This window comes from Arthrobacter sp. 1088, assembly GCF_031455315.1.
Classification (GTDB): domain Bacteria; phylum Actinomycetota; class Actinomycetes; order Actinomycetales; family Micrococcaceae; genus Arthrobacter.
This window is the reverse complement of sequence record NZ_JAVDSM010000010.1, coordinates 20,822-33,484: the sequence shown is the minus strand read 5'-3', so window position 1 is coordinate 33,484 and position 12,663 is coordinate 20,822. Positions and strand designations below refer to the sequence as shown.

Below are 12,663 nucleotides of genomic sequence, written 5' to 3'. Positions count from 1 at the left end.
TGGTAGGTCCGATGCTGATCGGTGCTTCCATGGGCCTGCTGATCGATGCTTGGATCCTGTACAGGAGCTTCGGCTCGAAGTTCCTGCCCGCTGATGCTGCGTGGCCTCCAGGCGTCGCCGCCGCCGAGACCATCATCGCCGGTGACAAGGGCGGCAAACGGGCTTTCCTGCTGGCAGCAGGCGGAGTTTTCGGATTCGGCGCTTCCTTCTTCGGGTTGCCGATGTCCGCCGCTGGTGTAGCTCTGATCGGCAACGTGTGGGCACTGGCCATGTTCGGCATCGGGCTGCTCATCAGCCAGTACGCCAAACCCATCCTGGGCTTTACCCTCTCCTCTATTTACGTTCCCCACGGCGTCATGATCGGCGCCGGAGTCGTCGCCCTGATCCAGGCCGTCCGGATCCTCATGGACAAGAAGTCGAAAAAGGACCGGGAGAAGGAACGCCTCCTGTTGGAAGCGCGGGCCGCAGCTCCGGCTGACCCCACCCTTGAACCCACGGTCAGTGCCAGCCGCCTTCGTCGAACTTTCGCTTCGGGGTATGTCCTCTACGTCATCGGCGCACTGGTCCTGGCAGTCTTGGGCGGCCTGTGGACCGAAATGTCATGGCCGGCTGTCATCGGCTGGATCCTCTTCGCGGCGGTCGCCGCGATCGTGCACGAAATCATCGTCGGTCTGGCCGCTATGCACGCCGGATGGTTCCCGGCCTTCGCTGTGACCTTGATCTTCTTGATCGCTGGCCTGCTGATGAACATGCCTGCAGTTCCCTTGGCGCTCCTGGTGGGCTACTGCGCCGCCACAGGGCCCGCCTTCGCGGACATGGGCTACGACCTCAAAGCCGGCTGGATCCTCCGCCGAGACCGCCGCCCCTACACGGTGTACGAAATCGAAGGCCGCCGGCAGCAGCTGCTCTCCGCTATGGTCGGCTTCACCGTTGCCATTGGTCTGGTCGCCCTGCTGTGGAACAGCTACTTCACGGCCGGCAACCTCCCGCCAACAGCCATCGTCTACGCGGACACCATCAAAGCCGGACTCGCCAACCCCGACATTGTCCGGAACCTCATCATCTGGGCAATCCCAGGAGCAATCATTCAGCTCATCGGCGGCTCAAAACGCCAAATGGGCGTCCTGCTCGCCACCGGGCTTCTGATTGGAACACCAAACGCAGGCTGGCTCGTCCTGGCAGCCCTCGTCTTCCGATTCCTCTGGACCAAATTCCGCCCCAAGGACGGCGACGCTGAAGTCTCCCTCATCGGCGCCGGCCTCATCGCAGGCGACTCCATCTACTCTGTCGGCCGAATCTTCAAGGGATGATCCGCGCGAAGTAACGCCGCAGCTTTAAAACCACGACCCGACTCAAACAAATCACCATCTGACTCAAAGGAAAGAACCATGGAAGTAACCAGCAGAATCGAAGCCCGCAGCGAGTACCTCTCTTTCGAAGCGTCGCTGGGAGCACGGAAGCTCATCGAAGAAGTCATGCTCGTGCGCAAGGGCGAAAGCGTCGTCATCACCGCGGACACCTCATCGGACCAGCGCGTAGTCGAACTGACGGCGGCCGCTGCCTACGCAGTCGGAGCGTTCCCCACCATCGTCCGGTACGAGACCCGCACAATGTCTGCGCTGGAACCCTCTCCCCCTGTGGCAGCAGCCGTAGCTGCAGCCGATGTATGGATCGAGTACCAGCTCGGCTACATTATGCATTCCGATGCCTTCAGGACCGCCCTCGCAAATGGGGCCCGTTACATCAATCTGACGGGCATGGACGTACAAATGCTCGTGGACACCGTGGCTCGTGTTGACTACCAAGGTGTCACCGAGCTCGGACACGCACTGGTTGGCCTTCTGGAACAGGCACAGGACATCCGGATCACTTCCGCCGGAGGCACCGACATCAGCGGCAAGCGCGGCGACCGCCCGATTAACCTGCGCGGCCTGCCGGCTACCCAGCCCGGCCAGTCAGTCATGCTCTCGGGGCAAATCTCCTTCAACCCTTTGGAAGAGACTCAGAACGGTGTCATCGTGTTCGACGGCGGAGCCTGGCCACCCAATGAAATCGGTATCCTCCGGACTCCGGTCAGGTTCGAAATCAAGAACGGCGTCGTCGTAGACATCAGCGGCGAAGGATCCGACGCAAAGACATACTCCGACTGGATGGCGTCCCTGAACGATCCCAACATGTACCGGACGGCTCACTGGTCCCTTGGATTCAATCCCGGAGTCAGGAAGGTCACCGGCCGGATCGTCGAGGACGAACGAGTGTTCGGCTGCGTCGAATTCGGCTTTGGAACAAAGGGCGCTTGGATTGGCGGCGAACACTGGGTGGCAGCGGCCCACACTGACGCCAGCCTTATCGCCCCGTCTATCTACGCAGATGGGGAAGCCATCGAAGAAAACGGCCGCTATGTTCACCCCAAGATTGTCGAAATCTGCCGTCAAATGAACATCGAAGGCTACTGAGCAAGATGCTGGACACCTCAAAACGCACTAACCGTGTGACGCGCGACGGGCTGGTGTTCCTTGAACACACCTTCACGCTTCCACTGGACCACGGTGCCTCGTCGGTAGGCGCCCCTGGGCGGACCATTGAAGTGTTCGCCCGGGAGGTTGTTGAAGCGGAAGCTGAAAATGACGACAGGCCCTATCTGGTCTGGTTCCAGGGCGGACCGGGAAATGCGGCAGATCGGCCCGGGATTCCCGGAGGCTGGCTGAAACGTGCTTTGGAAGAGTTCCGTGTGGTCCTGCTGGACCAGCGGGGAACCGGTAGGTCATCGGCGATTACGCACCACACCCTGCCCGCGGGAAACGTCGAGGAACAATCAGACTACCTGGCACATTTCCGGGCCGACTCGATCGTCCGCGACGCCGAACTCATTCGTCAGGCACTGACCGGGGACCGGAAATGGTCGGTCTTGGGTCAAAGCTTCGGAGGCTTCTGCGCCCTGACCTATCTTTCGTTGGCACCGGAGGGACTCGAGAGCGTGATGATTACCGGTGGTATTCCTGACATTGAAGCAGATATACGGGACATTTACCGCGCCAACTACAGGAGGACCATCCGTCGTAACGAGGAGTTCTTCACCACCTACCCGATGGATCGGGATCGTGTGCTGGCAATCAAGAATCATCTGCTCGACCACGAGGAATACCTGCCAACCGGCGAGCGACTGACAGCAGAGCGTTTCCTCAGCCTGGGAATTCTCCTCGGCACCAAGAGCGGTTTCGACCAGTTGCACTACCTGCTGGAAGCGGCCTTCAGCCAAGCTGATGGAAAACCACGCCTCACTGCGTCGTTCCTCACCGACGCAGGTGCCGCCCTGTCCTTCGCGAAGAGGCCCTTGTATGCAGTCCTTCATGAAGCGATCTATGCGGACAGCAACAGCACAGACTGGGCCGCCCACGAAGTGCGGCAGGAATTTCCCGAGTTCGCCGATGCCTCTGTCACGTCCAGAGGCGAATCCCTTCTTACGGGCGAGATGATCTTTCCTTGGCAGTTTGAGCAGGACCCAGCTTTGCAGCCGCTCAAGGATGTTGCCCACCACCTCGCTCAGCGAACTGACTGGCCCAGCCTCTATGCACCGGGCGTCCTGGCCCGCAACGAGGTCCCGGCAGCTGCCGTTATCTACACGGAAGACATGTTCGTTCCCTGCGAGGGCTCTAAAAGGACAGCAGCCGGGATCGCCGCGTTGGTGCCTATCTTCACTGACCAGTACCAGCACGATGGGATCCGTCAGGACGGTGCAGCGCTCCTGGATCAACTTCTAACGAAAGTGAGGTCATGACGTGTCCTGGAGCCAGGTCATTGCAGCGTTTGACGCACTCGATAGTCCCGATGCCAGCGGGGCTGCTGTCCAGGACTTGATCAGCAAGTACGGGTCCGTCGGCATGACCGTCACTCACGTACGTGGGGAGGACGGGGAAACTGATTTCATCAAGATCCTGATACCGGGAACCCACGGCAGGACTGCGGGTGGTGATGCACCCACACTTGGCCTGGTCGGCCGACTTGGCGGCTTGGGTGCGCGCCCTGCGCGGATAGGTTTCGTTTCCGACGGCGATGGTGCTTTGGCGGTCGTTGCCGCGGCGGCCAAACTCGTGGATATGGCAAGGCGGGGTGACCGGCTGGAAGGCGATGTTCTCATCACCACGCAGATCGATCCGGACGCACCCACCGCGCCCCACGAACCCGTACCGTTCATGGGCTCATCCGTCGCGATGTCCGTTGCCAACAAGCACGAGGTTCTGCCGGAGATGGACGCCGTCCTCTCGGTGGATACCACCAAGGGCAACCGGGTCTGCAACCACAATGGTTATGCCATTACGCCCACGATCAAGAACGGCTGGATCCTGCGGGTTTCCGAAGATCTACTCGACATCGTTGAGCGCACAAGCGGGGCACTGCCTGTGGTTATGCCAATCACCATGCAGGACATCACCCCGTATGGCAACGGCGTGTATCACGTGAACTCGCTGCTCCAGCCAGCTGTTGCAACGTCGGTCCCCGTCGTAGGCGTTGCAATTACTACCGTGGCAGCTGTCGCCGGTTCAGCCACAGGTGCGACCAACCTGCAGGTCGTTGAATCCGTTGTCCGATTCCTCATCCAGGTGGCGAAGGATTACACAGCCGGTCACATTGGCCTGGTGGATGAAGTCGAGTATGCGCGCCTCACGGACCTGTACGGCTCGATGGAAGGGCTGGTGAAGGCATGACTCTTTAAGGGGCGCGACAGGCTCTCATTCCACCGCATGGCCATCACAGGCGGCAGGCCGTGCCGTGGGTCGACGCATAAGATTCCAGGACGTTTCGTGGTTGGTCTTCCCGCCCCGCCACGAAACGCTCGGGGTCGCCGCCATAATGAGTTGGTGCCTAGTCCCTGCATGAAGCACGTACTTTTGGTGTTGCCGGGCCGCACGCGATTCACGCATCTCCTGACTATGCTGTGGCTATCGACATCAAGCCTGTACTTGTGGGCGGCTTCTGGGGAGAGGGCTAGCGATTATGCAGGACACGTCCGTTTTTATGCCATTGGATGACTTCTTCGACAGAATCGGCCGACGCAGGGCCGTCGTCCTGTGCCAACTGCCGGTGACGCTGGCCATGGGCCTGATCGTCGTCTTCGCCATTCTTTTCAGTCCCGAAACGATGACTGACACTGCCTTTCAGCTCATGCTGGTGGTTCATCTGCTGATGCTCGTTGCCTGCCTTGCTGTTCCCTGGAACCGGCTTCCACCCGGGACTTTTGTGCTCATACCGTTAGTGGATTTCGTCGTCCTGGCACTCACCCGCGAGGTCGGCGGCCCCGTCCTGAGTGTCGTAACGCTGCTCATAGCGTTCCCGGTCATTTGGCTTTCCCTAAGCGCCAGCCGGACACGCCTTGTCCTGGCTATCGCCGGTCCCTTCTGCGGAATCATCGCCTCCCCGTACGTGCTGGGACACGAAGTGGAGCAAACCGAACTCATCCGGATGATTGTTGTTCCTGTCATCCTGGCCGGGTTCGCCGTGACAGCCCATCTGGTGGCAGGTGTCGTAGTCAAACACAGGAACATGCAAGACCTGAAGGACAGGGAGCTTGTCCGCCTGCACAAGGCCACACAGGATCATCAGCAACTTCTTGATGCCGTCCTGGAAACGGTGAACGTCGGCGTGTGGGCGATCGATGCCGGCGGCAACGACATACTTACGAATCACCGTCTGCGCGCGGACCGGAAAGCTGCCCAACGGATGCCTGGCCACAACCCGTTCACGGCTACGGATGACACAACTCAACTGCCCGATAGCCCAGTAGGGCTTGCCATGTCCGGCCGCAGTTTTACCAACAAGCTGATCCGTGTAGGCCAGGAAGACGAGCAGCTGGTCTTCTCGGTCGCGGCAAGACAATTTCATGACGACGATGGCCAGCTGAAGGGTTCGGTTCTGGCCTTCACCGACGTCACAACGCTGGTATCCGCGCTTGAAGCGAAGGACAAGTTCGTAGCAACCGTCTCCCACGAACTTCGAACCCCTCTGACATCCATGCTCGGCTTCCTTGAGCTCCTGGGAAATGACCCGAACCCGGGGTACCTGCAAGTGATCGAGCGAAACGCCCAACGCCTGCTGACCCTGATAAACGACCTCCTGCTGGTGGCGTCCGAGGACCTTGAGATCCGTCGCCGGCCGGCCAACCTCTCCCGTTTGATGGATGCAGCGGCCCGATCCGCACAGCAGGAAGCATCGGCCAAGGGCATCATCATCCATGACAACATCGACGCCGACCTCGAGGCTGAGGTTGATCCCGGGCAGTTCACCAGGGCCATCGAGCAGCTGCTCTCGAACGCCATCAAATTCTCACCGCACGGCAGTGAAGTCACGGTTTCCCTGAGACGGCAGAACGGCGGATTCATCTGTTCCATCAGCGACCAAGGCATCGGCATGACTGCAGAAGAACAACGGCAGGCATTCACCAAATTCTTCCGATCCGACCAAGCCATGAAGACCGCCATCCCGGGCGCCGGCCTGGGACTATCAATCAGCAAAGCCATCGTTGAAGCACACGGCGGACAAATAAACCTCGAAAGCAGGCCGGGCAAGGGAACCACCGTCACCCTGAACGTCTCCCACTAGCTGAACAAGGTGACGCGCACCGGATCCTTACGGTCACACTCCTGCCTGCGTCTGCGCGACCACACACGCGACCACAGAGGGGTCCCTTACTTGGTGCTGAAAGCGGCGTCGAAAGCCGCAGCGGACGGCTCATAGGAGGAGAGCTTCCTGACGAAGCCCAGCGCCTCGGGGGCACCGACCAGGCGATCCATTCCGGCGTCTTCCCATTCGACGGACAACGGGCCTTTGTAATCAATCGCGTTCAGCATCCGGAAGGCGTCCTCCCAAGGAACATCTCCGTGGCCTGTTGAGATGAAATCCCAACCCCGACGAGGATCGGCCCAGGGCAGGTGCGAGGACAGCCGGCCATTCCGGCCGTTGCCGAGGCGCTTCTTCGTGTCCTTGCAGTGCACGTGGTAGACGCGATCGCGGAAGTCCCAAAGGAATCCGACGGGGTCGATGTCCTGCCAGACCATGTGGCTCGGGTCCCAGTTCAGGCCGAAGGACTCCCGGTGGCCGATGGCCTCCAGGGTCCTCTGCGTGGTCCAGTAGTCGTAGGCGATCTCGGACGGATGCACTTCATGGGCGAAGCGAACACCCACCTCGTCGAAGACGTCCAGGATGGGGTTCCACCTGTCCGCGAAGTCCTGGTATCCGGCGTCGATCATCTTTTCACTGGCCGGCGGGAACATGGCCACGTACTTCCAAATAGACGAGCCCGTAAAACCCGTGACCGTCTTGACGCCAAGCTTGGCGGCCAGCCGGGCCGTGTTCTTCATTTCCTCGGCAGCACGGCGTCGTACGCCTTCAGGATCACCGTCGCCCCACACGACATCCGGGAGGATGTCCCGGTGCCGCTGGTCGATGGGATCGTCGCAGACCGCTTGTCCCTTGAGGTGGTTGGCGATGGTCCATACCTTCAGGCCATTGCGCTCCAGGATGTCGAGCTTGTCCTGGACGTAGGCGTCGTCGTCCCATCGCCACGGGTCAAGGTGGTCGCCCCAGCACGCGATTTCAAGCCCGTCATAGCCCCACTCTCCAGCGAGCCGGGCGACCTCTTCGAACGGCAAATCCGCCCACTGCCCAGTGAACAGGGTGATTGGTCGTGCCATGTTTTTCGTCCTTCCTACGTCTGGAACCTACGCCTGGACCGGAACGTCGGCGGCGACGCGGGTCCATACAGAATCGTTGTTGGAGCTGCGTTCCACGGCGTCCAGTACACGCTGGACCCGCAGGCCATCGGCAAATGTGGGGTGCGGGTCCGTGTTCCGGACAATGCCCTCCACCAGGTCCTTGACCTGGTGGGAGAAGCCATGCTCGTAGCCCAACATGTGTCCGGCCGGCCACCAGGCTGCCACGTAGGGGTGCACGGGCTCGGTGACCAGAATCTTCCGGAATCCCTGCTGGTCGGCAGGGGCGGTCCGATCGTAGAACTGGATGCTGTTCAGGTCTTCGAGGTCGAAAGCCAAAGCGCCCTTGTCCCCGGAAATCTCAATCGCGAGCGCATTCTTTCGTCCGGTCGCAAAACGCGTGGCCTCGAAGGAGGCAAGCGCCCCGGACGCCAAGCGGCCCGTGAAGATGGCGATGTCATCCACGGTGACTTGCCCGTACCCGGCAGCGGCCTTTCCGGAGAGCCCCGATCCGCTGCCGAGCAGCGGCCTCTGTTTGACGATCGTGTCCAGCACACCGGATACCTGTTCCACGTCCATGCCGGTGACGAACTCCACCAAGTCAATGGCGTGGGCTCCGATGTCCCCCAACGCGCCGGAACCCGCGTGCTCTTTCTGGAGCCGCCATGCCAGCGGCATGTCCGGATCCACCAGCCAGTCCTGGCGGTACGACGCACGGACGTGCGCGATCCGGCCCACCACGCCCTCGGCGATGAGCTGACGCAGGAACGTCACGGCCGGAACCCGACGGTACGTGAAACCCACCATGGCCTTCACGCCTCGCGCGGCGGCACGTTCAGCAGCCGCGGCCATCGCCTCGGCTTCGGCCACGGTGTTGGCCAGGGGCTTCTCGCACAGGACGTGCTTGCCTGCATCCAACGCGGCAATGGCGATCTCCGCGTGGGAATCGCCGGGCGTCACGATGTCCACGACGTCGATGTCGTCGCGTGCGATGACTTCGCGCCAGTCCGTTGCCGATTCGGCCCAGCCCCATTTACTGGCGGCTTTTGCTACGGCAGCGGCATCACGGCCCACGATCACGGCCATCTCGGCGTCTGCCGGAAGGTCGAAAACCCGGGGAGCCGTTCGCCAGCCTTGTGAGTGGGCTGCTCCCATGAACCCGTACCCGATCATGGCCACCCGCAGGCTTGTCATGCGAGCACAACCTTGCGCTCTACCGCCACGCGGTTGCCCACATAATGCATGGGTGCGATCTGCATGTAAAGCAGGCGCAGGGTGAGGGTAACCTCGACGTCGATCTCCTCACCGGAGTCGGGCACGCGGTCCAGGGGGATGATGATGTCCGGCTTGTCAGCGACGAACCAGAGGGTCTCCCACTGGTCCGGGAGTTCCTCGATTGAATACGAGCGTCCCTGCAGCTCGAACCGCAGCGCAGACTTGGGGATTTCCACGCCGTTGACCGTGGCTGCGACGTCGTCGACGGCTGAGAGCCACAGGCTGCGGTACCAAGGCAACTGCACGGAGACAGAGATACCCTCGGGGTGCCGGCGGACGTCAGCGTCCTGGAAAAGGGAGTTGTGGGTTGCCATGATCATCCTTACTCAAAAGTCTCGGTGAAGGTTGGGTGGGGTACGGGCGGCTGCGGCTCCAGTGTCTGCCTGGCCGATGGGTTGTACGGGTGGTACTCGGCTGGCACCGGCTCGTCCGCAGGCGGCATGAAAACGGGTTTGCCGTCGTCGCCGAAGTACATGAGGTCCAGGGCGAAGGCGTGCTGGTTCTTCTCGGCGAAGCTGATCCAGTTTTCTTCGAAGGGCGCCCGCAGGAGTTCATAGCAGCGGAACTTCCAGATCTTCCATTCACCGTCCTGGCGGAGGAAGTCCACGGCGTACTTGCACCAGACCCAATGGGCCCAGACCTTCTTGCCTTGTACTTCGCCTGGCGAGTACATGTAGTCCGGACTTTCCTTTGCCACCTCCGGATCCGTCAGCCCGGATTCGTTGCCGGTCATGATCCATACGCCCTTGGCGGTTTCGCCGTCGCCCGCGACTTCGATGACCGGGGTTGTGGTGTAGTGCAGGATCAGCTTTCCTACGGGATTCGGGCGGTTCCGGTGGTAGCGGATGACACTTTCGTAGTCCGTGTACTGGCCCGCGTTGGTGTACCTGGCGCGGATTCCGGGAGTTCCCGGCTTTACCCACAGGGGAATGATCTGCTCGTCCTGGAATGCGTTGTGCAGGTACATGTAGCGGTTGAAGAGGTTCTCGATCTCGCCGCGGTCGTTCGCGCGGCGTGCCAAGCGCCGGGCTTCCTGCAGTTCCATCCGGAGCTGCTGGATCTCCGCGCTGAGGTCCGTATCGATTGCTGGCATGGACGCCTCCCTAGGCCGGTACTACGGAGTCTTCAATGGCGCGCCGCATGAGTGCGTGCTGCTTCTTGACGAGGTCGATCGGGTCCGATTCGCCGAGGTCGGCAAAGGCGTGGCCCTCCCATTCGCTGGACAGGAAGCCTGTGTAGCCGCCTTTGACGAACTGGCGGACGATGCGCGGAATGTCCATGGCCGGCTCATTGCCGTTCTCGTCAATGTCGTAGAACTTGGCGTGCACGTGGAACATTTGCGGCATGATGTCCAGCCATTCCTCGGGTGCCACCAGGCCATGCATGTTGAACGCCAGGCGGGTGAACGGCCCCAGGTTTGCGGGATCGAAGTTGTTGGAGCGGAGGTAGTCCTCGAATTCCTGGTTGCGTTCCTGCATCGGCAGCGGCTTTCGCCAGATGTCCTGCATGACTGCGAAGTGCTCTTCCGGCAGCCCCATTTGCGTGAGCGTCCGGAACAGCGTGGGCGACAGGCTGTGCATCGTCGAACTGAAGTCTGCCGTGAAACCAAGGCGGTCGCTGCCGAGTTCGTCGTACATCTCCCGGATCTGGAGGATCTTGGGGTCGTTCGGACCCTGGGGTGCGTGGATTTCGTAGCCGAGCTTCTGGTCGTACTTCTCAGCGAGGGGCAGCAGCCGGCGCAGCAGTTCCTTGCCTGCCGAACGGATGACGATCCTGTGGAAGCCGAGCGTGTTCGCGGTCTTCAGCTGACGCGCAAAGAAGTCGAATTCCTCGTCCGGAGTCATGTCCCGGTCCTTGCGGCGGCCCATGTCCAGGTTGGTTCCCACAGCGCTGGGGGTCAGCCCGTACCGGTCCATGCTGTCGCGCCAGAGCTTGACGAAGTCGTCGTCGACATCAGGGTAGGTGCGCAGCATCTGCGCGATATTGAATTCGACGCCGGGACCGAGCCCTTCGTCGGCCACGGCCTTGATGAGCGTCTCGGGAGTGTAAAGGCCTGCTGCAAATTCAGAGGTCAGTGAGTAGAGGGTGATGCCAAGCTCGATGCCCGAGCCTGCGATGCCTGTAGACATGGTGGTTATCCGTTCGTATCAGCCGAGGACCGGCTGGGTGAGGTGGCTGTTGAGGATGCTGCGGGCTTCGGCAGGATCCGTGATGATCCTCGAACCGGCGTTGGCAGCGGCTGAACGCTGGATGGCCTGTTCGCCACGGATGATCTCGAAGGGGTCCTGCCAGTTGTTCCAGTGCCACCCCTCGTATTCGCTGGAAATTGCGCCGGAGTAGCCGTTCTCGACGAGCAGGCGGACGAGGTCGCGGACGGGAACGGAAGGTTCCTCGCCGTTCTCGTCGATGCCGAAGAACTTGCCGTGCACGTGGCGGACGAACGGCATGATTTCCAGCCAGGTATCAATGGGGGCCGGGCCAAAGAGGCCGGTTCCATTGATCGCGAAGTCGATTCCCAGGTCCGGACGGCCGTTGCGGGCGGCCAGGCCAATGAAGGCTCCGAAACGTTCGCCATGGGCCTTCTCGGTGGTGGGTGGGCCTTCTGCGTAGAAGCCGTTCCACATGGCCACAACCTGCTGGAGCAGCTCTTCGGAGGCGCCCCGGCGCCGGTAGGCCTCAAGGAGCGACGGCGCGAAGCCGCTGACCGTGGCACCCCAGTCGGCCGTGAAGCCAAGGAGCGGGGAGCCCAACTTCTCGAAGCGGTCGCGCAACGCAAGGATCAGTTCGTGGGCACCGTGCTGGTGTGCATGGACTTCAAGTGCCAGGGTGACACCGTACTTTTCGGCCACCGGCAACAGGCTTTCCATGGCATCGGGCGTCAGGGAGATTTGGACGCGGGCGATCGGGAAGCCCAGCCTGGAGGCGACCTCGATTTGCTTGCGCATGTACTCCACAAGCTCGTCGTGGTTCATGAGGCGGTCCCTGCGGATGCCCGTGTCAACGTTGACGGCCAGTGAGGTGGGAAGCAGTTCCACTTCGGAAACGAGATCACGGAAGTGGCCTACGAACGAGTCATCGATCCGGTCCGGGAAGCCCCGCAGGCTTGAGAATCCAATGATTTCAAGACCTGGCCCAAAACCCTCTGCGGCTACCTTGCGGATCAGGCTGTCAAGGTCGTACTGCCGGCTATGGAAAGCGCGGGTGAAGCTGTAAAGGGTAACGCCCTGGATGGGAGTGCCGAGGCCGGTCATCGCTGTCCTACCTTCATGGTCTTGGTGTCGTTCTCTTCGATGTGCAACACGCCGTGGTCAGTGGTGATGTAGGGGATGTAGAGCTTGAGGTCCACCCGTACTTCGTGGTCCGCCTCGGGATCCGTCAGGGGCAGCTCGCCAGACAGAACTGCCGAATCCAGCGGAAACCACCACTCATCCGTCTCCTCCACCAGCTCGCCAAAGCTGAAGGTGCGGTTGTTCATGGTCCAGCGCAACGACTCCTCGGGAGCGGCCACACCGTCGATGGTGAGCGCGGCCCCGGCAATGCAGGAACCCGGCAGGGCCCGGTACCACGGGATACGGACTTCGACGGCGGTTCGGTCGCCTTCAGTGGTGAGCGTTCCCTGCTCGATCATGCGGTCGGCAATCATGGGATCTCCTTGTCTTGCTGCGGGGCTTGAGGCTTCCGC

Annotated in this window: 12 protein-coding genes; 5 read left to right on the top strand and 7 right to left on the bottom strand. The window is 61.3% G+C overall.

Annotated elements, in window-relative coordinates:
• The first annotated feature begins 11 nt into the window (after positions 1-11).
• From J2Y41_RS16245 to J2Y41_RS16225, 5 genes are all read left to right on the top strand, one after another.
• Positions 12-1,310, top strand: a complete 1,299-nt coding sequence (locus J2Y41_RS16245; protein ID WP_309929976.1) for a hypothetical protein — start codon at positions 12-14, stop codon at positions 1,308-1,310.
• Positions 1,311-1,388: 78 nt separating this feature from the next.
• Positions 1,389-2,456 (top strand): hypothetical protein, encoded by a 1,068-nt coding sequence (locus tag J2Y41_RS16240; protein WP_309929975.1) that lies wholly within the window; start codon positions 1,389-1,391, stop codon positions 2,454-2,456.
• A gap of 5 nt (positions 2,457-2,461) precedes the next feature.
• On the top strand, positions 2,462-3,778 hold the full coding sequence (locus tag J2Y41_RS16235) for an alpha/beta fold hydrolase (RefSeq protein WP_309929972.1): 1,317 nt from the start codon (positions 2,462-2,464) through the stop codon (positions 3,776-3,778).
• A 1-nt stretch (position 3,779) separates the two neighbouring features.
• Complete coding sequence (locus J2Y41_RS16230) at positions 3,780-4,706, top strand: DUF1177 domain-containing protein (protein WP_309929970.1); 927 nt, start codon at positions 3,780-3,782, stop codon at positions 4,704-4,706.
• A gap of 310 nt (positions 4,707-5,016) precedes the next feature.
• Positions 5,017-6,597: a cell wall metabolism sensor histidine kinase WalK gene (locus J2Y41_RS16225; protein ID WP_224094062.1), complete on the top strand. Its 1,581-nt coding sequence runs from the start codon at positions 5,017-5,019 to the stop codon at positions 6,595-6,597.
• A gap of 86 nt (positions 6,598-6,683) precedes the next feature.
• Here J2Y41_RS16225 and J2Y41_RS16220 read toward each other — a convergent pair whose 3' ends face one another.
• From J2Y41_RS16220 to J2Y41_RS16190, 7 genes are read right to left on the bottom strand one after another with little or no spacing between them, the layout of a single operon-like run.
• Positions 6,684-7,688: a sugar phosphate isomerase/epimerase family protein gene (locus tag J2Y41_RS16220; RefSeq protein WP_309929967.1), complete on the bottom strand. Its 1,005-nt coding sequence runs from the start codon at positions 7,686-7,688 to the stop codon at positions 6,684-6,686.
• Between the two features lie 27 nt (positions 7,689-7,715).
• The gene (locus tag J2Y41_RS16215; RefSeq protein ID WP_309929965.1) at positions 7,716-8,900 is read right to left on the bottom strand and encodes a Gfo/Idh/MocA family oxidoreductase; all 1,185 of its coding nucleotides are present in this window, start codon (positions 8,898-8,900) and stop codon (positions 7,716-7,718) included.
• Positions 8,897-9,295 carry a DUF6379 domain-containing protein gene (locus tag J2Y41_RS16210; protein WP_224094055.1) on the bottom strand — a complete coding sequence of 133 codons (399 nt, stop codon included), beginning with the start codon at positions 9,293-9,295 and terminating at the stop codon, positions 8,897-8,899. The genes J2Y41_RS16215 and J2Y41_RS16210 overlap by 4 nt, the downstream gene beginning before the upstream one ends.
• A gap of 8 nt (positions 9,296-9,303) precedes the next feature.
• Positions 9,304-10,074 carry a nuclear transport factor 2 family protein gene (locus tag J2Y41_RS16205; RefSeq protein ID WP_309929963.1) on the bottom strand — a complete coding sequence of 257 codons (771 nt, stop codon included), beginning with the start codon at positions 10,072-10,074 and terminating at the stop codon, positions 9,304-9,306.
• A gap of 10 nt (positions 10,075-10,084) precedes the next feature.
• Complete coding sequence (locus J2Y41_RS16200) at positions 10,085-11,110, bottom strand: sugar phosphate isomerase/epimerase (RefSeq protein WP_224166254.1); 1,026 nt, start codon at positions 11,108-11,110, stop codon at positions 10,085-10,087.
• 18 nt (positions 11,111-11,128) lie between these two features.
• Entirely contained in the window at positions 11,129-12,232 is a 1,104-nt protein-coding gene (locus tag J2Y41_RS16195) for a sugar phosphate isomerase/epimerase (RefSeq protein WP_309929960.1), read from the bottom strand.
• Positions 12,229-12,624 (bottom strand): DUF6379 domain-containing protein, encoded by a 396-nt coding sequence (locus J2Y41_RS16190; RefSeq protein WP_224094049.1) that lies wholly within the window; start codon positions 12,622-12,624, stop codon positions 12,229-12,231. Before J2Y41_RS16190 ends, J2Y41_RS16195 begins: the two co-directional genes overlap by 4 nt.
• Between the last annotated feature and the right edge of the window lie 39 nt (positions 12,625-12,663).